Here is a 26,475-nt window from a genome sequence, read left to right on the forward strand (position 1 = left end):
TTTGATTCAGCGAATCCCTAAATGCTGACTTACCGGGTGTGGACGTAAGCGTTTCCAACCCCATCCAGGGTATATCGCCCGATTAATTCGAGATTGTTGCTGTTAATCAGTAACACTGTCTGTAAATAAGTTTTTACTGAAAAATAGCCGAAAAATCCGGCGGTCAGTGACCTGAATCCTAGCGATCTCGAACAAATTCGTCATGATTTGTCCGTTAATCCAGCGAGTTTATTCGTTCAACCCTTATGCCACCCGTCATCTGCATCCCCCGATTCGTGACTAACGCGCGCCCAGCAACTCGGCAACCAAGCTCGCCAGGACCGTTAACTGGGTCCCGATGGCACTCACAGTATAGTTGCGCCCCAACAAACATTCAAGGCGTTTACACTTAATATATCGTTATTATCACGCCTTATATTATCTGTAACATGAACTTTATGCATTTAGTGTCCGATTCATTGTATATACGGCTAATGACCTGTCGAGATTCTGACGTTCAGTGTCGCTTGAATTTTGGCCCTTAGGTTGCTCAGGGTAACCTAAAAGGACGCGCCTGCAAACTGCAAGCACGTCCTATCCTGAACTTTAATTTAAGCGGTAATCACTCATTCATCATACAAGGCGATTTCGCCATAGTACGCCGGAACCCGCACGATACTAAACATCGCGTAATCCCCATTGGCCAGCTGTTTGACGCCGACCCCAACTTTAGCGGGAACGTAGAAGTTTTGTTCCGTCACACCATCGGTCCCGGAGCCGTCAAACATATTATCCTCGACCCAGGTCTCCCATGCCAAGCCGTTCAGCACGTCGTCCTTGCTACCGACGACCACCGTACTGAGGGTCTTGTCATACCCGAAGCCATAGGTCAGATTGTTGGCTGCCAAGAGCTTGCTAAATTGGTCATTGTCAGACGACCCCAGCCAGCTAGTCAGCGGGCCATTCCAAAAGCCTGGCGTAATGCTCGTTGATCTAGAAAAATGGTAGGTTGGCCCAACCAGTTGCGAAGCGACCTGCTTGGCCTGTGCCATGGTTGCGGCGTCTGGCTTCACACCCCCGACCAGACTATTGGCAATTTTCAGAGCCAGTTGGTCATCGGTGCTGGTCGCTGGCTTTGTGGTCGGTTGCGTCGTGGTTTTGGTCGTTGCTGGCGTCGTCGCAGTCGTGGCCGCTTTCAAATAGCCGCGCCAGATCCACCCACTCAGCGTCCCATCAGCCGATTTGACGTGATAGTAAATCGGCGTAGTCCCTTTACGCTTGTTGTACAACTTTTCGTGTGCATCCGTCGTCCACACCACAGTTGGTGTCACGTCATTATTGCTGTAACGCAGCCCTAGATGCTTCGAGTAACGGGCGCCGGTGGTTGCCGTGTAGCTGTGCTGGCGCATACTCCGCCGCCACATCAACCGCACGGAACGTGACCGAGCCGCCGAATACTGCTGGTTGGCTGAAACGCTTTGACTGACGCTCAAGCCGCCACCCAGACTGACCAGTGCGATACCTAATCCTAACAATCTTTTGTTCATGAAATCTCCTCCTAGACGAACCTAATTTTACCATTCGTAATTGATTAACGCACGGTCTAGCGCAAATTAAAAAGATGACCAGCCTCTCGGGATTTCTCCTTGGAGAGTGGTCATCTTTCTAGTTCACGTCTACTTAATCAGTGAAGTCTTCGCTTGCCCCGGTTGGGTTGAAGGCTTTCGCTTGGCCCTTGGTCTTGTAGTAATGTTGCAGGTGGACTTCGCCGTTGCCGATGTTCCACATCGCGTACACGTACAGTGACTTGATCGTCTTGCCTTTATAATGGCGCTTGACGATTTTATAGCCTTCCGTTCCGGGCGTCCCCATTGCAGAAGCCTTGGTGTGGTTAGCCCATTCTTCATCAAGCAGCCACCCCTTGCTCATAAATAGCAATGTATTATGTTTCCCAGTTTTAATATTCCTCATGCTTTTATTCAAGTTGGCAGTCTTTATCTGGCTATAACCCGTGACCCACTTTTTCCCTTTGAAATTCCGGTACGAAGTTGTCTTAGCCGCAATCGTGTAGCGGTTGTAATGACCATTCTGGTAATAGTACCAAGTTCCCTGGAACTTCTTCGGCGCGCTAGCCAGACTCATCTTGGCACTAGCTTGCGCATCAACTGTGGGGTTGGCAACGGCCAAGACCGCGCCAAAACTAACTGACGCCAAGAGTGCGCCCATCATGTTGGTAAATTTCATTGTCGTATTCCTCCTTATTTCCCGAATTACTTATTTGTGTAACGCACCAACTGGATTGAAGAATTTAGCTTGGGCCTTGGTTTGGTAATAGTGGTCCGCCAACTGCTTACCCCAGTTTTTCACGACGGCCTTGTTATACAGCACTTTAACGGATTTGCCCTTATAGGTCTTGTGAATCACCTTATAAGTTCCGCCCCCATTAGTCATGAACATCCCGTAAGCCACGACTTTGGTATAGCCGTCCTTAACGTTCTTGGCGCTGGTCCAGTGAAGCTTCTTATTGCTCCAGCCTTCTCTAAAGTTTTCTTGGTCCTTAGTCGTATGTAGCGTCCCGGTCCACTTGGCCTTCTTCTTCCCAAAGGCATCAAAGTAGTTCTTCACCGTCATCGTCTTGGCCCCGATGGTCACCGTCTTATAGTAATACCCATTGTTTTCCTCGTAGTGGTACCAGGTTCCCCGGATACTCTTCGGAAACGCGGCCAAACTGGTCTTCGCCGCTTGGGCTTGAACCGTGGCGGGGCCGGTGATAGCCGCCGTGGCGCCAATCGTGGTTGCGACCATCAGCGCGCTAAAAATATGAGTCATTCGCATCGTGTGTTCCTCCTTAATTTCAAATCCGTTAGCGTGTTTCGCACATCTATTAGGTACGATAAATGTTTATGTAACTAACAAATTTAAGTATAGCAATCACCGGTGTCACAATTTGTCGTTTGGTGACGGGCAAACAAAAATAATCAAAAAACGCTCCCGGCATGGTGTCGAGAACGTTTCGTCATGACTGATTTAGCTAAAAATACGCCGAACAAAGCGTGGATTGGCCGTGACAAACCCGCCAGCCACGCGATAACGCCGGGTCCCGTGATCCGAGAAATCCCAGCCACGCACGACCAATCGCCGTCCGACTGGCACGCGGCGCTTACGCTGCTGGCAGTTGGCATCCCGGTACAGGCCAATCGCCCGTTTCGTCCGGATATGCTGGGGATAGCTCTGCCGCCCCGTCTGAACCAGTTGACGGTTGGCCGTCACGTACTGGCCGTTCATCAAGTAAAACCGGGTCGTCAGATGATGGCGAACCAGTCGTTTGACCCGCAGTCGTTGGCCCTGCCGGACGTGGCGGACCTTGCCCGTTAGATTGGCGCGACGATACTGATTGACCCCACGCGGATTGATGACCGTGATGACCCGGGCCCTCTGCCGTGGCGAGTAGTAGGTTGGCTGAACGTAAGCCGGCTGGGTGGTCACATAGCCCGTCAGCCGGTACGTTGGTGATTGATGATTGACATCGCGGACTCGATACCGCGGTCGTCCATGCCGTGACAGCCGCTGACCGATGACCACCAGCTGGGGTTGCCGGCCCCGCGGTTGCTTCTTGTACCAGGTCAGGCGCTGCCGGGATGTGAACGTCGGTTGCCGGTAGAGGCCGAGTTTGCGAATGGCCGTGAGACTACTGCCAACAAAAACGTCCGCTCCCGTCGTAGGTTCCGGGGCTGGTTTAACGGGCGGCAGTGGCGGTTGAACGGGTGGCGTGACGGGATGGACGGGCCGATTAACCGGTTCCCAAACGTAAACCTGTCTGCCAGCCGGGCGGTGATCGCCCGTATAGGCCGCAATCAGACCGTCACTGGTATATTTGGCGCCCCACGGATCAGTCTCGGTCCCGGCACCCACGGCCTGCCACTTTCCCGTGGTCGTGGCCGTTACTGGTACGGGTGACAGTTGTGGATTTTGCTCCGCATCTATCCAGAGGCCCACGGGTGATAAGGTATCCTTCGCATAGAACTGCATTCGGGGACCCAAGACCAATCTGCGAAGCGCCCCATCACCATTGAACATATCCAGCGTATAAGTATATTTACTAGCCTTAGCATCCAGTGTCACCTTGAAATTGGAAATGTCTAAGCTGGTCAACTGACTATCCCCGGCAAACATTTCTAATAACCCGTCGAACCCTTCCCCCTTATCATAGGGGTCTGACAGGACCGAGTCCGTCTCAAAGTTCGCCAAATCAAGTCGTTTCAGGCTAGTGTCTTTATTGAACATCCGACTAAAGTCTTGGACCTGTTTAGTCTCGAAGCTTTTTAAATCGAGGGACTGCAGATTCGTCATCCCGGCAAACATGTACTTCATGTAACGGGTCCGTCGCGTGTCAAAGCCAGACACATCCACGTGACGCAACTCCCCGTCGGATTCAAACATCCCCGCCATATCGACGACCTGACCAGTTTTAAACTTGTCCTTATCGATTACTAAAGTTGTCAACTGTTCATCATAACCAAACATATCCAACATGTTAGTGACCTTAGCTGTGTTAAACCCAATTTTCAACCACTTCAATGCCTCCATGTTTTCAAACATGGTATCCATCCGTGTCACGTTGGCCGTATTAAGATCCGACAAATCTAAGTACGTCAGTCCAGCCCCCCGAAACATGCCGGTCATGTTGGTCACATTCCTTGTATCAAAGTGACTAAAATCAAGGGTCTTAACCGACGTTGACGCAAACATATGATCCATGGTTGTAACCTGCGCTGTATCTAGGCCAGACAAGTCTAGCTGTTTGACGTGTAAATTGCTAAACATCCCCGTCATATTCGTTGTCTCATGCGTATCAAGGTTGGTCAGTCCCGTAAACGTGCTATTCTCACCCAGCCCAACGAAGAGGAGGCTAGCATCTTGGGGTGCCCTGAGTTTGCCTTTTAGCTCGATTGACCGCAGTTGGAGCTGAAAGTTTCCTGGCAGACCTTTAGCCAGTGTCTGAATAATAACGCCTTCATCATAATTTGCTCCCGAAACTGAGTTTTTATCCGGCAAGGTTCCCCCATCCCCACCATCAATAACCAGATGCTGACCAGCACCGTCATTGGTCAAGTACCACTGACAGTTGGTTCCCATCGTTCCACTGTAACTCTTCGTTGCTAGCGGCTCAGCCCGAACGGTCACTGACGATGCAAGCAATGACCCCTCCGACGGTCCACCTAATCCCAAGCTAGTCCCAACGACTAATCCAGCAAACAGCGTGACGACTTGTTTCTTCTCCATCCCGACTCCCCCAACCTAGCAAGATTCCAACAATCATTTCTGGTGTTGATTGTAGCATAGCGCCACCACTTAATTCAGCTCACAACGCCTCAAAATCAGGACTTTCGTTTTAAGTGCTTTTTAGTTGGCAATCTGTATTAATATCGTAATCCCTATCACGCAACCTTTCGTCGCAGAATCTATACGATTTGGCAAACATTCTGCCACGTAGCTATAGATGCGCCGGACTTATGCTATATTTAATGGCGTTCCATGGGGACAAATTTGGGGAGGGTTTATTTTATGAAAAAAGCAACCATACTTTTAAGCGTCGTCGGACTGGCCACACTGGGGTTAAGTCCGGTCATCGGCTCCGCCAGCACCATGACAGGCGCTGTGCGCTACCACCAAGCACATGGCACGACGACCATCAAACGCAACTACCGGCAATTCCAGCTGACCAATCATCAGCCCAACAGCAATTATCCACACATCAAGGTCACGAGCTGGAAACATGCCAAGCTCAAGGCTGGGAGCCGAGTCAAAATTGATTTGATGGCCAATCAGGGGACCCAGTATAACTGGTACCGTATCCAGACGACCACCAATCACACCACGCACCGTTACTGGGTTTATGGCCAGGCCTTGAGTGGGAAATAGGTTAACCTAATTATCTTCACACCCTATCAGGTACCCGCAAAAACGGCCAATCCCTTTTCAATCAGGACTGACCGTTTTTCGCTACTCCTTGCCATCCCCGCACCCCTTGGCAATCCCCCGCCAGTCGGGTATGCTGAACAGTAACTAAGTCCAGTCAAAGGAGCTGGTATCGTGTTTCGTCAAATCGAATGTTTCATTGCCGTTGTCAAGAATCACAGCTACACGCAGGCCGCCATCGAATGCCACCTGTCCCAGTCCTCCCTCTCCCAGCGAATCAAGGAGCTCCAGACGAGTCTGGGCGTCACCCTGATTCAGCGAAAAGGCCGCAGCTTCGAGCTGACCGCCGCGGGCGACTACTTTTACCAGCATGCCCAAGTCCTTCTCGAACAGGTCAACCAGCTCGTCACCCAAACGAAAGCCATCGCGACCAACACTGCCGAGGCCTACACGCTCAAGCTGGGCTACCTCCGCAAGTTTGGGTCGCGCGAATTTCTCCAGGCCGTCGCCGAGTTCACCCGCCAGTTTCCCCAGGTTAAAGTCCAGATTCACAGTGACTCCTATACCGAGCTGTTCACCCGAATTCGTGATGGCCACCTGGATTTGAATTTTTCCGACCAGCGCTACGAGCTCTCGCCAGCATTTGAAAATGAATTTCTGACCGCTGCCGACTACATGGTCGTGGTCGCCCCTCACAGCTTCGCCAGCGACCAAACCGTCATCGACACCACCGAGCTCGCCGACCTGCCCTGCATCCTGATTACCGGCACCGACGAATACGCCTCGGATCAGGCCTACTACCGCGATGTCTTGGGCATTCAAAGTCCCTTTCAAATTGCCTCCAGCTTTGGTGAGGCGCAAATGCTCGCCACCACGGGCCAGGGCTACATCGTGGTCAATAGCCGCACCGCCGGTCAGATCAACGCCACGGCCAACCGCGTCCTCAAGCTGGTCGACCACGGCCGAGACCTGACGCAACACTACTACGCTTACTGGAAAAAGGATAACTCCGGTTACTACATTGAAACCTTCGCTCAGATTTTAAAAGCCCAATTCGATTAATCACTCCGACTCGCCCCTAACCGGCGGGTCTTTTTTAATCCATCGGTTTAGCCGATTGGTCCAATCGTGAGACGCAATTGGTTCCAAGTGACCTGGCCGCTATGATAAGACTCGTAAGTAAATTGACGAAAGGAGTTGACCGTAATGACAGCCGAAGCAAGCACGCTATTGACCTGTTGCGACGGTCTCACTACTGCCCTGGCAACCAAGGATATCTGTTGGCTCAACGACCACCTCGCCCCCACGGTCGAACGCCGCACACCACAGGTACCCCCACAGGCAAAATACGATTGGATCGATGCCATTCAAAATGAGGGCTTAATCTATGACCACTTCACCGCACCAACGCTGGACCAGTTAGTTGGCACCCGGGGGCTGGTCCACCTGACCGCCCGGCTGACCGAGCACCCGCACCAGGCAACACCGGTCACCCTCCAGCTCACCTTCATCCGGGAGCCGGATTGTTGGCAACTCTACCGGGATTGGGAACTATCGGGAAAACCGATTGATTGGATTGGTTAGTCGAATTGGTTTTCACTGTCCCGCCCGGTAAGATAGAACTAGACTCAAAAATTAAAGGAAGTGATTGCGTGTTACTCTTAACTTTTCCCGTAGTAATGGGCATTGGTCTCGCCATGCAAACGGCGGTCAACGCCAAGCTCCGAGGCTTCATCGGCTCACCCTACCTCTCATCCGGCTTTTCCTTTCTGATAGCTTGGCTGTTCTTACTCATTCTCAGCGGGGTAACCCACCAACCACTCCTGATCAGTGGGGCCGTGATGACCCACGGGCCCGGCTGGCTTTGGCTGGGCGGCCTCTTCGGCGCCATCGCCCTGACCGGCAACGTCGTGTTATTTCAAAAGATTGGTAGCCTACAAACGACCGTGCTACCCATTATGGGGCAGATCATCATGAGCGTAGTGATCGACCAATTTGGCCTCTTTCACTCACCCACCAATGCGTTGACCCTCTCCAAAATTATTGGGCTCTTGCTAATTGTCGGCGGGGTCGTGCTCTCACTCGGCATCTTTGCCCCCCGAGACCCGTTGCTGAAGGCCGCCACCTCAAAACCTGAGCGTAGTTCCCAGCTGTTCTATCAACTCTTCGCCGTGCTGGCCGGCATGCTCATGGCCATGCAGACCGCCATCAACGGGTATCTGGGAACGGTCCTGCAGTCGCCGCTTCACGCCGCCTTTATTTCATTTAGCATCGGCGTGCTCTGCCTGATTCTGGTAAACCTGGTCACCCGGGCTCGCCTGGCCAACCTTAAATTGGCTTTTCAACAAGGCCCCCGTTACTGGTGGATCTGGTTCGGCGGCGTGATTGGGGCGTTGTACGTCCTGTGCAGCTCCTGGCTGGTTCCCCTCATTGGGACAGGCCAGGTCGTGGTGCTCGCCCTGTTTGGCCAACTAGTCTTCAGCGCCTTAGTAGAGCATTTCGGGCTGTTTGGCTCACAGGTCGCCCGACTGTCCCGTGCTAAAATAATTGGCTTAATAATCATGTTCATGGGTGTTTTAATCGTAAAATTGCTGACATTTTAGGAGGATATTTAATCATGAAAAAAGTTTTAATTCTTGGGGCTTCTGGGTCCATCGCAACTCTGGTAACGCGTAACTTGCTTGACGACACTCGGGTCCAACTCACCTTACTGGTGCGGCACCCCGACCGTTTAGCCGCAGACATTCGCAACGATAGTCGGGTCACCGTGGTTGTGGCCGACGTGGTCAAGGATACCGCACAACTGACCGCTGCCATGCAGGGCCAAGACCTGGTTTATGCCAACCTGTACGGCGCCAACCTGAAACAACAGGCCCAGGCCGTGGTGACGGCCATGACGGCGGCACAACTCGAGCGGATCATTTGGATTTCTGCCAATGGCATCTACAACGAGATTCCTGGAAAATACGGGCAGTGGAACGCGCAAATGCTGGGGTCGACCCTGACAGCCTACGCTGCGGGTGCCAAGGTCATTGAAACCAGTCGCCTCCAGTACACGATTGTTCGCCCGGCTTGGTTCTCCGACAAGCCTGTCGTGAGCTACGAACTGACGCAAAAGGGTCAAGCCTTTAAGGGCACCGAGGTTTCCCGTCAGAGCGTGGCCGCCTACCTCACGAGCCTCATTCTGGATGACAGCCAAGCCATCCACCAATCCGTGGGCATCAGTGAACCCAATACTGACGGTGCGAAACCCAGCTTTTACTAAACAGACAAAGGAAGTCTTAGCTTGAAAATTATGATTATTGGCGCCTATGGTCGACTGGGTGAACGGGTGATGCGTCTCGCTAATAAGCGGGGGCATCAGGTCATTGGCATTGCCCACCGACAACACGCCGAACGGCAGAACCCCCAAATCATCATCAAGGATATGTTTGATTTGGCCCCTGCTGACCTGGTGGGCGTCGATGCCATCGTCGATGCCGTGGGTGCTTGGACGCCGGCTACGGAAATCGTCCACGCGGCGGGACTCGCACACGTCGTCGCCCTACTGCGGGGTACCCCGATTCACTACCTCAAGGTGGGCGCCGCCAGTACGCTCTTCATTAACGACGCCCGCACCCACGTCCTCCAGGAATTGCCGCAGTATTATCCGGCTTACATGCAGGACCTGTGCACCATTCACGCAGAAGGACTGGCCATTCTGCAAGGCGAAACGACCGTTCACTGGACCTACGTGACGCCAACGTATAACTTTGATCCCGCTGGCCACAGTACCGGGACCTACCATGTTACCGGCGATATTTTCCACCCGGCGTCCTCCCAAAACCCTGACGACGGTCACCAGGACTACATCACCTATGCCGACTTTGCTAAGGGCATGCTGGACATCATTGAACATGACCGGTATGACCAGCAACAGGTCACGTTGTTCTCGGGAGACAATCCGCACCCAACGCAGCGGTACTAGACCATTGACTGGCTAAACTAGCCTAACAAACGCGTCTGGAATTTTCTCCAGGCGCGTTTTTCGTCTCTATTTTTGCCGTTAACGCAACACACTCTAATTTACCGGAAGAATCACCAGTTACCGCCAACCGTGGCGGAATTTGTTAAAACCGTGACGGCTGAAATTGCAAAAATGCCGCCGACCACGGCCTGACAAAAATGGCGCCACCCCGCTCTGTGTGCTTATAGAAGAGACTGGGATGGCGCTTTTTCGTATTGGCGAACAAAAGCACCAGGTATTCATTTTACGAATAGAATCTATGTAATCTAGGAATTTTACCTATAGCTGAATCACGTGTAATCTAAGGGCAATCAAAAACTTTCACTTAAAGGAGTGCTTCTCATGGAAAATATCACATTCAACAACGGCGTCACCATGCCCGTCCTGGGCTACGGAACCTTCCAAACGCCCCCGGCCATCACCGAGGAAAACGTCGCCAAGGCCATTCAGATTGGTTACCGCAGCATTGATACCGCGCAGGTCTACGGGACCGAGGCCGGCGTCGGTGCCGCGATTGCTCACAGCGACCTGGCCCGCGACCAATTCTTCGTGACGACCAAGACCCAAACGGATGGCTACGCGGCCACGGTTCAAGGCTTAGACGCGTCTCTACAACGCTTTGGTCACGACTACTTTGACCTCGTCATTATTCACTGGCCAACCGCCAACAGCCTGGGAACCTACCACGCCCTGGAGGAAGCCTATCAGGCGGGGAAGGTCCGGGCGATTGGGTTGAGCAACTTTAACAGCGCTCAGATTGACCACCTGTTGGCCAACACACAAGTGAAACCCGTCATCGACCAGATTGAGACCCACCTCTTCTGGCAACAGGCCAAGATGCATCCCTACCTGCTGGACCACGACATCGTCCACGAATCCTGGGCGCCACTGGGAGAAAACTTTGGCCGTGAAATGATGATCCTCCCCGCCGTGACCGCGTTGGCGGAAAAGTACCACGTAGCTCCGGCCCAGGTGCTCCTGCGCTGGTTGACCCAACAAGGCATCGTCACCATCCCCAAGTCCACCAACCTCGCCCATATTCAATCCAACTTTGACGCGACGACTTTTACCCTCACCCAAGCTGAAATCGACAGTCTCCGCCAATTCGACCGGCACCACTCCATCAAGGACTGGCCGCAATCCATGCGTGAGGATGTCTACTAAACGCTGATAGCAACGACAAAACGACTAGTCCCGAGATTTTCGGACTAGTCGTTTTGTGCTAACAGGATTCTTTAATTCCGGTCGTAAGCCCAAACGGCCAGCGGCGCAAAGATGGCAACGATGAGAAGGTCAAATGCCAAGACCAACAGGGCCTCGTGCGTCCAGCTCCCGGTGGCTAGAATCTGGCGAATAGCGGTGATCACGTAGGTCACGGGGTTCAGGTGCGCGATGAACCGGAGCGGCTTGGTCAGCGACTTCAGGGGAACGAAGGCGTTAGACATGAAGGACAGCACCAGCATCGTCATCAGGGACACGCTCTGCACGGCCCCGGCACTCTTGGCCAGCAGGCCCAACAACGCGAACAGCCAGGACAAGGCCCAGCCGGTCACGATGGCCAGGCCAGCGATGGCAACGACCCAGCCAAACCCAACGGCTGGCCGCCAGCCCATCAGGTAGCCGGTGGTCAGTGACGCCACCGTCGCCATCAGTAGGCGCAGGCTATCGGCAAAGAGTTGCCCGGCTAATGGTGCGACGTGAGCCATTGGCAGGGACTTGAAGCGGTCAAAGACGCCGGAGTCGAGGTCCTCTCTGATTTGCGCGCCCGACCCGGAAGCTGCCGACAGCATGGTCTGCATCAGGATACCGGGGACGATGGTCGGCAGGTAGGCCTGCACCCCACCGGCGATGGCCCCACCGAATAAATACCCAAACATGAGCATGAACATGACCGGCTGGATGATCACATCCATGAATCGATCCGGATTGTGCACGGTCTTCAGTAAGTTCCGGTAAGCCATGGTCGCTGTGTTCATGAATAAATTGCCGCTGTGTGTTTGTACATCCATATTGATAACCCGCTTTCTTAATTCTTGCCGACGGTCAGATTCAAGAAGACATCGTCGAGCGATGGTTCTTGAACGGCCAGCTGACTAATCGTAATCTTGGCTTGGTTCAGCGCCGTTAAGATTGGTGCCGCCTGCGCCATCTGCGTTAACCGCACGCTCAGTTGTTGCCCGGTCTGCTGCACGGCGTCCGCCACTTGGGCCGCCACCAGCTTCACGGCCGCGCCGACCTGCGTGCTCTGGTCGACCGTGAAGTTCAGACGTGTGCCGCCAATCTGCTGCTTGAGTTCGGCGGGCGTCCCCGTTTTCACCAGCTTGCCGTGGTCGATGATGGCCAGGTTGTCGGCCAGCTGGTCGGCCTCGTCGAGGTATTGTGTGGTCAGCACGATCGTTGACCCCTGTTGGACCAGGTGGCGAATCGTGTCCCACATCTGGGTGCGTGTCCGCGGGTCCAACCCGGTCGTGGGTTCATCCAGGAAAATCAGGGCCGGCCGCGTAATCAGGCTGACGGCCAGGTCCAACCGGCGCCGCATCCCCCCGGAAAAGTCCTTTAACGCCTTATCCGCGGAATTCTCCAAGGAAAACTCGTGCAGTAATTCCGTCGTGCGTTGCTTGGCGTCCGGCCGGGATAGGCCGTTGAGCCGGGCAAAAATCATCAGGTTCTGCCGCGCGGAAATGTCCTCATCGACTGCAGCGTATTGCCCGGTCAGGCCAAACAGCGACCGTGCCAGCCGGCCCTCCTTGACCGTGTCGTGACCAAAGATTTTGACCTGACCCGCGTCGGCCTTGAGTAGCGTCGTCAGCATGCGCAGCGTCGTGGTCTTCCCCGCCCCATTTGGCCCGAGCAGCCCGAAGACCTCACCCTGCCGCACGTTAAACGACACATCATCGACGGCCAGCTTCTGGCCAAATTTTTTCGTTAAATGACTAACTTCAATTGCGTTTTTAATTGTCATATTGATTGCCTTCTTAGTTTTGCTTTTTAATCAGGTCCCCCTGACTAAAATTATAATAAGGCCCCCTGATGAATTTGTCAACCGTTTGGAAAAAAATGTTGCACCCGCTCTCGGCATTGTCGGGTATAATGGCAACAGGGGGACGGTCTTATGCCTAATTTAGAAAAACAAAAAAATGCGGCGGGCAAGCTGATCGAGTTCGGCATGATCAGACACACCGCCGACGAAATAGCCCACCGCAACCACACGGATAAGGGCGAGCGCCCACTGCGCTTTCAGGGCCAAGGCAAGATTCTACTGGCCCTGTCCCAAGACGACGGCCTCTCACAAAAAGAGCTGGCGACGCGCCTCAATTTAACGGTCCAATCGACCGCGGAGTTTGTTAATAAACTGGTCAAAAAGGACCTGGTGACCAAGGAAAAGTCCACGACGGACCGGCGCAAAACCATCATCCGCCTGACGGACCTGGGCCGCACCGCCGCGGACACGGAAACGGCCAAGGTGCCCGAATTTCTGAACGCCTTGACGGATACCGAGCTGGATCAGTTCACCAGCATCCTGACGAAGCTCAATGCCAGCCTGTATGACGAAATCAATACCGCCGACGATACCAAGTCTGGCAAGGTCCAGCAGGCCGTGTCGGATTGGTTGCGGGATTGGTTTCTTTAATCCATGCGAGTCAAAAAATACGGTTGGTCCCGCGGGACTGACCGTATTTTTGTCGTACAGATTTATTCAGCTAAATGGAATTTTTCAAAATGCGCCTTCAAATAATCCAGCGTCAGGCTCTTGCCCGTCTTGATCAGCTGTTGCGGCTCACCGCTAGCCATCAATCGGCCACCGGCTTGCCCACCCTTGGGACCGAGATCGATCAGGTAATCGGCGTTGGTCATCAGGTCGAGGTCATGCGTGATGATGATAATCGTGGCGCCCTTGGCCTTCAGGCTGTTGATCACGCCCAGTAGCGTTTGCACGTCTTGGGGATGCAGGCCGACGGAGGGTTCGTCGAAGATAAACAGGGTCTTGCCCTGGCGTTTGTTCAAGTGGCTCATGAGCTTTAACCGTTGGGCTTCCCCACCGGACAGGCTTGGCGTGCTTTCGCCTAGATGCAGGTAGCCCAGTCCCATTTCATCCAGCAACTGGAGCTGTTTCTCAATCTTCGGCACCGACTCAAAGACGGACAATGCCTCACGGACCGACAAGTTCAGCAGGTCGACAATGTTGTAGCCGTGCCAGCGAATCTGTTGAATCTCGTCCTTGTACCGCGCGCCGTGGCAGTACGGGCAGACCTCTTCCATGTCCGGCAAATACTGAATATCCAGGGTAATCGTGCCCAGTCCGCCACACTGTTCGCAGGCCCCCTGCTTGTTATTATACGAGAAGTAAGCGAGGCCAAACTTCTTGGCCTTGGCTTCCGGCAAACTGGCAAACATCCGCCGCAGATTATCCATGATGGTGGTGTAGGTGGCAATCGTCGAGCGGGCATTCTTCCCGATCGGCTTGGCATCCACGGACACCACGTCTTTCAAATGGGTCTTCAGGGTCGTCACCTGTTTGGGCAGCGCCGCCTGGGTATTTGCCGCCTGAATGGCCGGCACCAGGCTGTCCAAAATCAAGCTGGTCTTACCGGCACCGGAGAACCCGGTGACCGCGGTGATTTCGTTGCCAGGAATGGTCACGGCAATGTCGTGTAGATTAAAGTAATCCTGCACGGCAAACTGCGTCGTGAGCTCACTGGCCTTCCGACTAGCGGGCACCTTGTCGTGCATGATTTTCGCCTGACCCGAAATGTAGGGACCAATCAGCGACTGCGGATTTCCCACTAGATTTTTGGGCGTGCCCTCGGCAATAATCTGACCGCCGGCATCCCCCGACCCAGGGCCAATCTCAATCACCCAATCGGCCGCTGAAATGATGTCGACTTCATGGTCGACCACGACCAAGGAATTTCCTTGGGCAATCAGTTCCCGGAAGATGCGGATAAGTCCCTTAACATTATCGGGATGCAACCCAATGGAAGGTTCATCTAACACGTACAAAACGCCGGTCGTCTCCGTCCGAATGGTCTTGGCTAATTGGAGCCGTTGGAGTTCCCCGGTCGACAACGTGTTGCCGTTCCGCGACAAGGTCAGGTAGTCCAGCCCCAGTTCCAGCAAGGGCCGCAACGTGTCCGTTAAATTCTTGAAGAGGACGTCAGCCATGGCCTTCATCTCAGCGGGCAACTCTTTTTGCGCCGCCGCTTGCCACTCGGACAAGGACCCCAGGGTCAGGTCGGACACCTCGGCAATATTTTTACCGCCAACTAATTGCGTCAAGAGTTCTGGATTCAGCCGCGTCCCATGACAGGTTGGGCACACGGAAAAGTGGAAAAATTCGTTGACCTTCTTGATGGCTCGGTCACTCTTCACCGTCTTCAGGGAATCGTAAACGGCTTCGTGGGCGTTCTCATACAGCGTGTTGTCGGTATGGAAAACCCGTCCGGTCGAGGTCCGGAAGTCCACGGGATACTGCTTCTTGGCACCGTTGAGGACAATGTCCTTCTCCCGGTCAGTGAGGTCCTTGTAGGGCACGTTGATGCGCACGCCCAAGGTTTCCGCCACCGTCGGCATAAAGTTTCGGCCAGGCAAATGCCAGGAGGCCACGACCCCTTCGGCCAGACTGAGGCTCTCGTCGCCAATCAGCTTAGCCTCGTCCAAGGTCTGAACCGTCCCCGTCCCGTGGCATTCGGGGCAAGCACCGCCGGAGTTGAAGGCAAAGTCCTCGGCCGATTTCGCCATAAATTCGACGCCACACTCGGGACAGGTCACGATGCCCATCTTGCTGTCGGCGCCACCCGGGAGATCCATGGCCTGAGCGACTTTCAAGCTGGGCGCAATCCGGTGGCCGTTGGGACAAACCATCGAACCGAGGCGTGAGAAAATCAGGCGCACGACGTTAAACAGCTCACTCATCGATCCCACCGTTGAGCGCTCGGAAGGCACTCCCGGCCGCTGCCGCAGGGCAATCGCGGAGGGGATGTGCCGCACTTCCTGGACCTGTGACCGCTTGCTTTGCCCGATTCGCCGTCGGGTATAGGTGGATAGCGCCTCCAGGTACCGCCGGGAGCCCTCCGCGTACAAGATCCCCATGGCCAACGAACTCTTCCCGGAGCCCGAGGGACCTGAGATTGCCACGAACTGATTCAACGGAATGTCCACGTCAATATTTTTTAAATTATGGACGTTCCCACCACGTACACTAATATGTTCACGTTGTTTTTCACTCGTTGTCATACTTGCCCACCTTTGTGTTTTGTTCTCTTCATCATACTTATCATTTTAAACTATCCCGTAACGTTATAGTCAAGGAATGCAACTGGAATTTAGAAATCTTTTCTTGGCTGCTGGCTTTGAACGCCTTCGCCCCTGATGACCGGGCGGTTTCACACGACCTACTCGCACGAAAAAGGCCGTCCCACAACTCGAGACGGCCTCTTCGTGTATCTGTATTTCTGAAAGTTCTAGTCAATCAAGTTAATGTGAGCGCCGACGAACAAATGGGGTAATCAGCAATGCCAATAAGAGCGCACCTAACTGAGCCAAGAAACCTTCATTCTTTTGGCCCGTTTGTGGCAACTCTGTTGACTGTTGCGCTGCCGGTTGACCGTTCTGTTGCGACTCATGGCTAGTGGCAACGGCCTTAGCCGCCAGTGCGCCATTAACCCGACGAGTCGTTTCAGTTTGAGCCAGTGGCTTCGCAGCGGCTGCTTCCTTACGCCCATTGTTGTTTTGGGCTGCATCGAGCTTCTTCGCTGGCTTCTTCTGTGACGCGCCATAGTGGCTAACGGCATCAAGCCGACGTGAATAGGTTGGAGCGACTGCGCCGTCCTCGCCAAACTCAATGGTGGTTGACCCACCCTTGCCGTCAGACAGAACTGCCAGTAAGACACCTGGTGTAATCGTGCGTTGCTCAACGAGCTTGCCGTTGTCCAACTCCTGAATCATCCGTTTACCGCTTACTGGATCATACGTGTAAACGACTTGAAGACCATCAGACCATTGTTTGGTAAACGTCACGATCTTATCGGCGGCCGTCGCTGAGGTTGGTGCACTAACACCCGCACTGTAGACAGCTGGCGCATGTGTAAACGTTGGCACGCCATCTTGGAGTTTGATAGTGGCGGTCCCACCAGCACCATCCGACAGGGTCACTTCCGTTGGCTTGGTAGCATCGGGATTGTCGGGGTCAACAACTGGTTCAATTGTCTTCTGAGCAACCGTCTTCCCGTTTCTTAGCTCCGTTACCATCTGAGTGCCATGATCGTTGGTGTAGATGGTCTCACTACCATCTTTCCACTGCTGGGCGACTTTGACGATGTTGCCATCAGTATCTGTCGTCGTGGCAGTCACGTTACCAAGTTTATCAGTCGCGGTCACCGTCGTGTCGTGCTCAAACGTTGGCATGTCACCTGGTTGTTGTCCCGTGTTAACGATGGTTTCAACGCCATCCCCACTCTTCAACGTGGTCGTCGAAGGAGAAGAAATATCTTTGTGCTGATCGGTCTGGTTCCCGTTGTTTACCTCAGTTATCGTCGCGTTATGACTGGTTGGATCATACGTGTACGTCGTCGTACTATTATCATTTGGCCACGTCTTAACGACCTTGATGACATTACCAGCATCGTCCTTTGTCACAGTAGTAACAACTCCAGAATCATCTTTCGTTGTATCCGTCGTGTCATGTTCAAACGTTGCCAGTTTGGTCGTAGGATCATAGGTAACGATAGTACTCGTCTTATCATCATCAGCAATAGTTACTTTAGGAGAATCAGCGGAAATCTCTTGTGAGTCGACGACCGTTTTCCCGTTCTTTTGTTCACTCACAACACCTTTTCCTGTGGACGGATTAAGCGTGTACGTCGTTTGGGTACCATCGGACCACTTCTTAACGACTTGGACAGTATCACCAGCATCGTCCTTCGTTGTAGCAGTAACGGTTCCAGAATCATCTTTCGACGTCACCGTCGTATCGTGTTCAAACGTTGGCATCTTACCCGGTTCGACAGGGTTAACAATGGTTTGAGCAGCAGCACCACTGTTCAACGTTGCCTTAGCAGTGATTCCGGTCGTAGGATCGGAAACGAGTGTCTTTTGGTCAACCTGCTTACCATCTTTTTCTTCAGTTACCGTCTGGGCCTTAGTGCCTGGATCATACGTGTACGTCGTCGTACTGGTTGTATTATCATCATTTGGCCACGTCTTAACGACCTTGACGACATTCTCAGCATCGTCCTTCGTTGTAGCAACAACGTTACCAGAACTATCTTTCGACGTCACGGTCGTGTCATGCTCAAACGTTGGTGCTGCGCCTGGTTTGCTTACGTTAACGATGGTTTGAATGTCATCACTGTTCGACACAGTTGCCGTTGTTGCAGGCTTTTCGGTCGTAGGATCGGTCGCAAACGGTTTGGGTTCACTACCATCTTTTTCTCCAGTTACGGTCTGAACCTTAGTGACTGGATTATACGTGTATGTCGTTTGGGTATCATCGGGCCACTTCTTAACTGCTTTAACAACGTTGTCTTCAGCGTCCGTCGTTGTAGTAGTATCACCATCCGTCTTTGTTGTTTCATGCGAGAACGTTGGCAGTTTGCCCGTAGGATCAAGTGCAACGATAGTGTTCGTATTCGCATCGTCAGTCAGCGTAAGCGGATCATCAGCAGAGTTAAACGTCTGTTGGCCAAGCGTTTGGTCGCCTTTTTTCTCCGTTACCGTCCGCGTACCATTGTCATCCGCGTAAATCGTTTGCGTGCCATCAGTCCACTGCTTGACTACTTTAACAACTTTGCCGTCGGCGTCTTTCGTTGTAGCAGTAGTGTTTCCAGCATCATCTTTCGTCGTCTGAGTCGTATCGTGTTCAAACGTTGGTGCTGCGCCTGATTTGCCAGCATTAACGATGGTTTGAACGCCATCACCAGTCTCCAACGTTGCCGGATCAGTGATTCCGGTCTTAGGATCGGTAACGAGGGTCTTTTGGTCAACCTGCTTACCATCTTTTTCTTCAGTTACTGTCCGTTGACCATTAACATCCGTGTACGTCGTTTGGCTACCATCGGTCCACTTCTTAACGACCTTGACGACATGATCAGCATCGTCTTTCGTTGTAGCAGTAACGGTTCCAGAATCATCTTTCGTCGTCACGGTCGTGTCATGCTCAAACGTTGGTGTTGCGCCTGGTGTACTTACGTTAACGATGGTTTGAATGTCATCACCATTCGACACAGTTGCCGTTGAATCAGTGGTTCCAGGCTTAGAATCGGTAACAAGTGTCTTTTCGTCAACCGTCTGGCCATCTTTGCTGTCCGTAACCGTCTGCTTTCCCTTATTCAAGGTATCATACTTGTACGTCGTTTGGGTACCATCGGGCCACTGCTTAACGACTTTAACAACGTTGCCTTCAGCGTCCGTCGTTGTGGTGGTATCACCAGCCTCATTTGTCGCCGTTGTCTCATGCGAGAACATTGGCAGTTTAGACGTAGGATCAAGGGCAACGATAGTGTTCGTATTCGGGTCGTCAGTCAGCGTAAGCGAATCTCCAGCAGGGTTAAACGTCTGCTGGTCAAGCGTTTTGTCGCCCTTTTTATCCGTTACTGTCAGCTTACCATTGTCATTCTTGTAAATTGTTTCGCTGCCATCAGCCCACTGCTTATCAATCCGAACCACGCTACCAGCTGCATCTTTTTCAGTGGTTGTCTTATTACCCTTACCATCATCAGTCTGACCCAAAATCTTCAGTGTCCCACTGTTAACGGTAACGGCATAGTTCGCTGAATCAGACTTTCCTGTAATTGTGTACGTCCCGATATCAGTCTCAGAGATTGGGTTTAGTGTAACACCGAGCTCATCACTCGATTCGCCATCGACTAACTTATCACCTGCTGCAATGTTAAACCCATTCGCACCATGTGCTGAGCCGTCGCTATAAGTAGTGACATCATTAATGTTCACCGTAATTGTCCGCTTGTTCACGGTCAATGTACCTGTCCCAAAAGTAAGTTTGAAGTTGCCATTGGCCGCGCTCAAAGCATCCTGAGCAGCTTGGGTTAATTGTACCGTGTAGCTACCAGCTGGTAATTTAGCAGCAGTTACCACTGATTTTGTCGTTGTATCAACAAACTCGAAATTGTCCGCAGTATACGCAGTAGCCGGTGCCCCATTAACTGAGACTGACAAACTTGGTAATGAATCACCATAAGTCACACTGGTCCCCGTTACAGCCACGTTGCCAGCCGCTGGAGTAACGGTTAACTTGGCCGTTCCAAAATTACCAAAAGTATAATTCGTGTCTTTCTTCAAATTGTTCTGTGCATCAGTGGTGTATTGAATCGTGTAGTCACCGCCAGCTTGTAGCTGATTACTCGAAACAACCTCTTTAGTAGCATTATCAATAATTTCAAAATCATCCTGAGTAAGTGGATCGTCTGTATTTGCTAAATCCGATCCTAAACTACCCGTGATCTTTGGCTCTGCACCGTACACCACACTAATGTCTTTAATCGTTGGTGCCGCAGCTACGGGGTTAATCGTGACCGTCCCAGAAACGTAGAGCCCAGCATTCGGGTTGTCTGGCGTTAAGTTCTTAATATAGGTCCGCCCTTTTTCCGTTAATTTGAAGTAGTAGGTACCCACATCTTTTGGCGTAACCGACGTATCTGAATCAAGTGCATCAACGTAATAGAAGTTAGCTGGATCGGCAAATAAGCCCGCTACTTGGTCATCAGAGACCGGAGTAGTACTAAAACCATCACCAAAAATAACTTTAGGATTTTCTAATGGCGTCCCGTAGTCCTGTGACCAAGATTTAAAGCTCACCATGCTAGCTTGGGTTGCAGCGTTAGTCGTCGACATGTTATCTACATCGTTTTTGAATTCACTGAGTGACGTATCCATGCCACTAATGCCGGCATAACCAGCCTGACTGTCTTTAACAATGGTTGCAGGATCCGTTGAATTCTTCGCAGCCTCCAGGGACGCTTTAGCATCCGCATTGGTCTTCGATAGGTTCTCATAGACTGCGTTCACGGAATCCAGTAAACTCTTTGCGGCAGCCTTTTGATCAGCCGTGATGTCGGGTGAAGCAACAAATTTATCATAGATGTCTTGCGCTGCAGCCTTTTCAGTATCGGCAGCGGCTTGATTGTCAGTTGCCTTTTGAATCCAGTAGTCTAGCGTCGATTGAGTTGGAACCAAGATACTCTTACTATCCTGAGCCGCCGAAGAATCCGTGGAATCTGTCACAGCGGCATTAGGAACGGTCGACCAAGTGTAGGCTGGCGTGCTACCGTCAGTGATAACTTTACCATCCGACCCGATAGGTTGTTGCGCATTAAGCGCATCCGTGACGGATTGGTTCGTTCCTACAGTTACCTTGGCCGTAACTGGGGTCCCATCAATCGTTTCACCGGCAGCCGTGTAATAGTGTTCGATTGGATTAGCAACATCCGTTTCCGTCGATGCTGTTGTACTTGTGTTAATTTTCACTTTATCATTGGCAACCGTTTCGCCGGCAGCTGGGGCATTCAGCTCAACCGTCACAGGCGTATAACCTGGGAACTGAACCACAGTTGATTTACCAGCAACCGTCGTCACTTGGATAGGAGCCACGCCAGGAATTGCGTCCCCAGTCACCGAATCAACTGGTGTAACATTGGCTGTAAAGGCTTGACTGACAGGTACACTAAAAGCTTGGGTAGCATTCCCAGTCACCTTGTAGCTGTAGTACGATGCATCAGCAAGGCTTGAGGCGTGAACCGTCCCATTGCTGGCACTGGTTTGGTCGCCATCAACAACATAAACATTGTTATTCGTGCTTGCAGGAATGACCGTCACCAGGCTAGGATCCAGCGTTGGATCTGCGGCCACTGCCCGTTCCGCTGCTTCCTTCGTCGAGAACACCGAAATGGTATCCCCAATGTTGGCAGTGACTGGCGTCGTGGTACTTACATCTCCAGATGCAGTCGCCACTTTGACATTCACTGACGCCGTCTTTGGGGTATAGGTAAAGCTGTCAATTCTGGCGGAGTAATCATTCTTGTCTTGCCCAGTTGAAGCCGCAATTGAAATAGAATAACCTTTTGAAGTGTCGATGCCAGTAAGATCTCGGGTGAACTTTTGGCCCAGGATGGTCACGGTTAACATGTTAGTACTCGAGACATAGCTCATATCGAAGTCTACAAGTCGGTCACTTATGGTAAATGAGCTAGCTGCTTTCCAATCATTCGAGTTAGTAACGTTTTGAATAACCCCATTGGCATTCGTGGACCGCCAGCCAAAGTATGCCCCTGAACCAGGGTCAGTAACGCCACTCGTGTCGGTACCACTGTTATGAAACTCATCGTAAACGAAGGCAAAGGCATTATTCAACCCGCCTAAGCCTAAATTACCACCGCTCTTACCTGTCGTTGCATATTCTGGATCGCCGGGTGCGAACACAATACCGACACCATCAGCTCCACCCGTGTTTGTCCCAATACCCAAAGCACCAGACATCGAAAAGTCATGGCCAAAATCAATTTCATTTTCAAAGGAGACGTGGGCAACCTGGGGGCCGTCAGTTATTTTAACTGGACCGGCAGCAAGATTATTGGGATCAATGTAATAATGCACACCAGGTTTCGTCAACTGCCAAACACCATTAGGGTCAGCCGCCACAATCGACGTATTCGCTGAAGAAACTGCAGCAGCAGTCTTAGGATCGTTCAAGTCGACATTTTTATTATTACTAAGATTTTCGAGTTTATCCGTAAAGTGGTCCTGAACCTGGCTACCAGATAACGTCACACCGGACCCATCCGTCTTGCCAACTGTCATTGATTGGTCTGGCGTTAAGGTTTGATACTGCTTAGCAGCCGTAGCGGCGTCAGCAGTTGCGCTTGCTGCTACGACACTAGCAGAGATATCCTCTGATTCAGGACTTATAGACGCTAGAGAATATGATTGCGTTGCAGGTGCTGTAGGTGTTGGGGCCGTACCTGCAGGTGTTGGTGTTGCTGGCGTTGTTGGCGTCGTTGGTGTTGTTGGCGTTGCTGGCGTCGTTGGCGTCGTTGGTGTTGTTGGCGTCGTTGGTGTTGTTGGCGTCGTTGGTGTTGTTGGCGTCGTTGGTGTTGTTGGCGTCGTTGGTGTTGTTGGCGTCGTTGGTGTTGTTGGCGTCGTTGGTGTTGTTGGCGTCGTTGGTGTTGTTGGCGTCGTTGGTGCTGGCGTCGTTGTCGCTGGCGTCGTTGTTGCTGGCGTCGTCCCATCAGTCTTGCTAGAACTAAGCGTCGCACTCCCCGTCATTTTTGGTGTTGATGTTGAGGATGTATCCGCCACTGGGGTATCATCCCCCGTTGCGGCATGGACGTCAACAACGCCCGTGCTTTCTGCGATAGCTAACGCAGAAAAACCAACTAAAAGCGTTCCAAATAAACGGGTCTTAATTTTCCAGCCCGTATGTCCCTTGTATAAAATGAAGTTCTTCTTCGCATTTTGATTTGCTACTTTTTGTCTCAAGCTTGACCTCTCCCTTTTAAATGGTACCGAATACTTATTTATTTAAAATAAATCCATCCCCAGAATTCGATTGGCAATTCCAATAACCGATAGTCAAGATATTATTGCCGGCGACCAGTTAGTAAAATTGCCTTTCATTGGTTAACCTACCGATAGTCCTCATGATTAACTCGTGGTATCCCGCAAGAACTTAGTCACTTCTTTCGAGAAATTCCTTGGAATTTAAAAAGCATGTTTGCTTTTGCTCATTTGAAACGGTCTGTTGAAAACGAGCCGTTCAGTCATCATTCTGCCAGATTTGTACATAAACCCGACGGCACTGCCTCACAGATAAATAACAAGCTATAAACATTCTAGCCTGAAACCGTCGCTTCAAATAACCTTTTCGTGCCTATTTCAATTGCAGTATTATTATAAGTGTGATAGGACCAACATTCAAGACGTTTGTGTTTCGAATTTAGTCGTAGTTACAAACGATTCCATGTGTTACCAAAGGTGTTGTATAGCGCCGTACATCATTCTGTAGCCGGTTTGCTTTTAAATAAATATTTTTATTTTATTAGGAAAAATCGCTGAGAATTTATAGTTTGTTTCTATTACCCATACGGTGAACTGTTTTCTTGATGGTTACCTCAATTTTGTCTAAATCTCACCATCTCCCAAGCTGTATTTGATTTTCTATTTGGCGCATAAAAAACAGGCTGAATTAATCAACCTGCTTCTGCTATTAAATATGCAATTTAGCCGGAGCGCTCGCGCCTCGTGATCACAAAAACACGAGACGTATGCCTTTTAATCGCAGCACATCTCGTGTTCTCTTTGACTCCTCTTTAAAGCTTACTTGGCCGCATGACCATGCCATTTAGGAAAATGGGTAAAGCGGTGCATCTTGGTATACGTTCGATGACTATTCCAGTCCTTATCAAAGAATAGATTGCTAACCGTCAGCGTCTTACGTGACTTGCTTAGCTTAACCTCGAAATAGTCATAGTCCCCACCCGCTTGATGGATATTGTCTTCGGCTAAATACCAGTGTCTAGCCCCATCTTTGTAGTAACTGACATGCTTATAGATTCCTAATCCTTCAGCCATGGAAGCTTTGACCCTAAAACTATGTTTCGTTCCGTGAGCGTAAAGAAACTTGGGATAACCTTTCGGATAGCCATCTCGGCCAGTCCCCCGTTTAATCTTGCTCCGCCAATACTTACCCACTAACTGTTTGGGCATCCCATTCGTGTAATGCACTGAAGCATTTGCCACCTGGCCCCCAGCAAGGGTTAGTCCAAGTGCAGCGATTGCTATAATGACGATTTGTTTCACGCGCATCTAATCCATCTCCATTAATCGTTGTTTGAAATTTTTCACCGGTGATTGAGACTATCTTTTAACGACCTTGTATTTAGGCAAGTGAACATAACTGATTTTAGTAAAGTGACCCGTTTCTAGCGTCCCGAACGATGCATAGATTTTAACCCGCGATTTCCCATAAGGATGCAGACTGAATTTATCCATCCCCTTGGCCCCCGGATATGTATAAATAATAGTCTTGGCGTGCGTCTTATGTTTTAGCTCGGCATAGCCTAACTCCGAAGCATACCCGGATTTTTCAGAATTCGCTTAGCCTCACGAAACGAAATGGCTTTCGTCGCCGCGCTGGCATTTGTAGGCGCTGTGACGCTAGTTCCTGTGACAACACCTAGTAACAATCCCAAAATGACAATACCAAGTAACCGACCAATTTTTCCTAATTTCATGACACATCATCCCCGATACTTAAAATTTTTAACGGTTTAAGTATACGACAACGTATTGCTCTTTGATACATCAGGTAACAGGGTGTTTTTCCTTGCAAACCGACTCGCATATAGTTGCAGTTAGGCCGATTTTAAAAATCTCGTTAACAAGACATTCAAAAGAATGACGCAAACAGGGTGAGACTGGAAGTTTGTTTTCAGTCTCACCCTGTTTACGTGACATTACCGACAATTTTCCGAATGGCAAGCCCCCCCAATGCGCGAGGCGGCTCCGAATCGAAAAGACTACTTGCCCATCTTTCGGTATCTCCCGCCGGCGAATCTATTTACTAAGAATCTGATGAACCAGTATCTATCTTACTGCAGGACCAGCACTAATCCGTTTGAAATAGCCTGTCCTCCCCCTTCAGTCATGCGCCTATATCCCTACTGTCGACGTCGTTTAAACCACCAGCCACCAAGACAGGCAACCAAGACTCCCCAACCTAGCCAATGAATCGGCGTGACCCGCTCATTCGTAGTGGGCAAAGCCATCGGGTGTTTTTTAGATTGCATCGCGGTTGCAAATGTACTCCCCACCTGGATTGGCAGCGTCGTGGTCGGCTGGTCAGTCTGGCCGTTGCCACTCGCTGTTCCGCTCTCAACTGGCAAAGGTGGTTCGGCCGGCTCACCACCATCTCCTTGGCCACCACTCACCACATTAGGCGCATAGGTATAGGTCACATCCACCGGTTGCTCGCCAAAGATTCCGACAGCATTCGTTGGGCGGCCAACGACATGATAGTTCGCTAGCGGCAAGGGTTGTGTCCGATAACCGCTCCCCAACTGGCCAACAACACGGGTATCGCTATGAACCGGCATCCCCCCAGCAGTCTGATAATGCACCGTCACGCGACCTTGCTTAATGGCCGGCAGGGTTGGTTTCGGCCCCGGCGCCGGGGTGGGCACCGGTTGTGGATTAGGTGTCGGGTTCGGTGTCGGATTCGGGACTGGCGGGGTAACCGGTGGTACGGGGACCGGTTTGCGATAAATATAGGTCACAGTGATTGGCTCTTCGCCAAACGTCCCCTGAGCGTTGACAGGCGTTTCCGTCAGCTCATACCCAGGGATCGTGGCGGCTTCCGTCTGATAGGCATCACCGATATCCCCATTCAATGTTTGACTGGCCGCCAGTTCCTGGCCTTGCTCATCCTGATAGGTCACCGTGACTGGCTCAGCCGCCTCACCGATATCGTACCTTTGGACAATCCAAAAAAATACTAAGCTTAGAGGCATAAGAGTTATCCGACGGGATGCTCTTATGCCTCTATTACTTTATAGTGGTAGTGA

Annotated in this window: 20 protein-coding genes; 8 read left to right on the forward strand and 12 right to left on the reverse strand. The window is 51.6% G+C overall.

The window, feature by feature from the left end; all coding sequences use genetic code 11:
- Positions 1 to 605: 605 nt before the first annotated feature.
- From JUF13_RS12575 to JUF13_RS12590, 4 genes are all read right to left on the reverse strand, one after another.
- Positions 606 to 1,526: a hypothetical protein gene (locus JUF13_RS12575; protein WP_203639959.1), complete on the reverse strand. Its 921-nt coding sequence runs from the start codon at positions 1,524 to 1,526 to the stop codon at positions 606 to 608.
- Positions 1,527 to 1,659: 133 nt separating this feature from the next.
- Positions 1,660 to 2,223 carry a hypothetical protein gene (locus tag JUF13_RS12580; RefSeq protein WP_203639960.1) on the reverse strand — a complete coding sequence of 188 codons (564 nt, stop codon included), beginning with the start codon at positions 2,221 to 2,223 and terminating at the stop codon, positions 1,660 to 1,662.
- Between the two features lie 30 nt (positions 2,224 to 2,253).
- On the reverse strand, positions 2,254 to 2,814 hold the full coding sequence (locus JUF13_RS12585) for a hypothetical protein (RefSeq protein ID WP_203639961.1): 561 nt from the start codon (positions 2,812 to 2,814) through the stop codon (positions 2,254 to 2,256).
- A 192-nt stretch (positions 2,815 to 3,006) separates the two neighbouring features.
- The gene (locus JUF13_RS12590) at positions 3,007 to 5,262 is read right to left on the reverse strand and encodes a BspA family leucine-rich repeat surface protein (protein ID WP_203639962.1); all 2,256 of its coding nucleotides are present in this window, start codon (positions 5,260 to 5,262) and stop codon (positions 3,007 to 3,009) included.
- A gap of 282 nt (positions 5,263 to 5,544) precedes the next feature.
- Here JUF13_RS12590 and JUF13_RS12595 point away from each other — a divergent pair, with 282 nt between their 5' ends.
- The 7 genes from JUF13_RS12595 (at position 5,545) to JUF13_RS12625 (ending at position 11,068) form a co-directional block, all read left to right on the forward strand.
- Entirely contained in the window at positions 5,545 to 5,901 is a 357-nt protein-coding gene (locus tag JUF13_RS12595; RefSeq protein ID WP_203639963.1) for a hypothetical protein, read from the forward strand.
- Between the two features lie 171 nt (positions 5,902 to 6,072).
- The gene (locus tag JUF13_RS12600; RefSeq protein WP_203639964.1) at positions 6,073 to 6,960 is read left to right on the forward strand and encodes a LysR family transcriptional regulator; all 888 of its coding nucleotides are present in this window, start codon (positions 6,073 to 6,075) and stop codon (positions 6,958 to 6,960) included.
- A 144-nt stretch (positions 6,961 to 7,104) separates the two neighbouring features.
- Positions 7,105 to 7,482, forward strand: a complete 378-nt coding sequence (locus JUF13_RS12605; RefSeq protein ID WP_203639965.1) for a hypothetical protein — start codon at positions 7,105 to 7,107, stop codon at positions 7,480 to 7,482.
- 68 nt (positions 7,483 to 7,550) lie between these two features.
- Entirely contained in the window at positions 7,551 to 8,501 is a 951-nt protein-coding gene (locus JUF13_RS12610) for a DMT family transporter (protein WP_236002702.1), read from the forward strand.
- A 14-nt stretch (positions 8,502 to 8,515) separates the two neighbouring features.
- A complete protein-coding gene (locus JUF13_RS12615; RefSeq protein WP_203639966.1) occupies positions 8,516 to 9,163 on the forward strand; it encodes an NAD(P)H-binding protein in 648 nt (215 codons plus the stop codon).
- Positions 9,164 to 9,193: 30 nt separating this feature from the next.
- Positions 9,194 to 9,865, forward strand: a complete 672-nt coding sequence (locus tag JUF13_RS12620) for an NAD(P)-dependent oxidoreductase (protein WP_225893597.1) — start codon at positions 9,194 to 9,196, stop codon at positions 9,863 to 9,865.
- Positions 9,866 to 10,246: 381 nt separating this feature from the next.
- Positions 10,247 to 11,068: an aldo/keto reductase gene (locus tag JUF13_RS12625; RefSeq protein ID WP_203639968.1), complete on the forward strand. Its 822-nt coding sequence runs from the start codon at positions 10,247 to 10,249 to the stop codon at positions 11,066 to 11,068.
- Between the two features lie 71 nt (positions 11,069 to 11,139).
- Here the strand turns inward: JUF13_RS12625 and JUF13_RS12630 are convergent, their stop codons facing one another.
- Both JUF13_RS12630 and JUF13_RS12635 read right to left on the reverse strand, forming a co-directional pair.
- Positions 11,140 to 11,913, reverse strand: a complete 774-nt coding sequence (locus tag JUF13_RS12630; protein WP_203639969.1) for an ABC transporter permease — start codon at positions 11,911 to 11,913, stop codon at positions 11,140 to 11,142.
- A 17-nt stretch (positions 11,914 to 11,930) separates the two neighbouring features.
- Positions 11,931 to 12,866: an ATP-binding cassette domain-containing protein gene (locus JUF13_RS12635; RefSeq protein ID WP_203639970.1), complete on the reverse strand. Its 936-nt coding sequence runs from the start codon at positions 12,864 to 12,866 to the stop codon at positions 11,931 to 11,933.
- A gap of 150 nt (positions 12,867 to 13,016) precedes the next feature.
- Between JUF13_RS12635 and JUF13_RS12640 the strand changes: the two genes are divergently transcribed.
- Complete coding sequence (locus tag JUF13_RS12640) at positions 13,017 to 13,535, forward strand: MarR family winged helix-turn-helix transcriptional regulator (protein ID WP_203639971.1); 519 nt, start codon at positions 13,017 to 13,019, stop codon at positions 13,533 to 13,535.
- Between the two features lie 62 nt (positions 13,536 to 13,597).
- Here the strand turns inward: JUF13_RS12640 and JUF13_RS12645 are convergent, their stop codons facing one another.
- From JUF13_RS12645 to JUF13_RS14465, 6 genes are all read right to left on the reverse strand, one after another.
- A complete protein-coding gene (locus tag JUF13_RS12645) occupies positions 13,598 to 16,138 on the reverse strand; it encodes an AAA family ATPase (RefSeq protein WP_203639972.1) in 2,541 nt (846 codons plus the stop codon).
- A 240-nt stretch (positions 16,139 to 16,378) separates the two neighbouring features.
- Positions 16,379 to 23,392, reverse strand: coding sequence for a lectin-like domain-containing protein (locus tag JUF13_RS12650; protein WP_203639973.1), 7,014 nt, complete (start codon positions 23,390 to 23,392; stop codon positions 16,379 to 16,381).
- Between the two features lie 837 nt (positions 23,393 to 24,229).
- Positions 24,230 to 24,718 (reverse strand): hypothetical protein, encoded by a 489-nt coding sequence (locus JUF13_RS12655; protein ID WP_203639974.1) that lies wholly within the window; start codon positions 24,716 to 24,718, stop codon positions 24,230 to 24,232.
- A gap of 51 nt (positions 24,719 to 24,769) precedes the next feature.
- Positions 24,770 to 24,904 (reverse strand): hypothetical protein, encoded by a 135-nt coding sequence (locus tag JUF13_RS14535; protein WP_268890208.1) that lies wholly within the window; start codon positions 24,902 to 24,904, stop codon positions 24,770 to 24,772.
- Positions 24,905 to 24,972: 68 nt separating this feature from the next.
- Positions 24,973 to 25,146, reverse strand: a complete 174-nt coding sequence (locus JUF13_RS12660) for a hypothetical protein (RefSeq protein ID WP_203639975.1) — start codon at positions 25,144 to 25,146, stop codon at positions 24,973 to 24,975.
- A gap of 426 nt (positions 25,147 to 25,572) precedes the next feature.
- Positions 25,573 to 26,421 carry a MucBP domain-containing protein gene (locus JUF13_RS14465; RefSeq protein WP_203639976.1) on the reverse strand — a complete coding sequence of 283 codons (849 nt, stop codon included), beginning with the start codon at positions 26,419 to 26,421 and terminating at the stop codon, positions 25,573 to 25,575.
- Between the last annotated feature and the right edge of the window lie 54 nt (positions 26,422 to 26,475).

Origin of the sequence: Levilactobacillus wangkuiensis (assembly GCF_016861605.1) — a bacterium.
GTDB classification, from domain to species: domain Bacteria; phylum Bacillota; class Bacilli; order Lactobacillales; family Lactobacillaceae; genus Levilactobacillus; species Levilactobacillus wangkuiensis.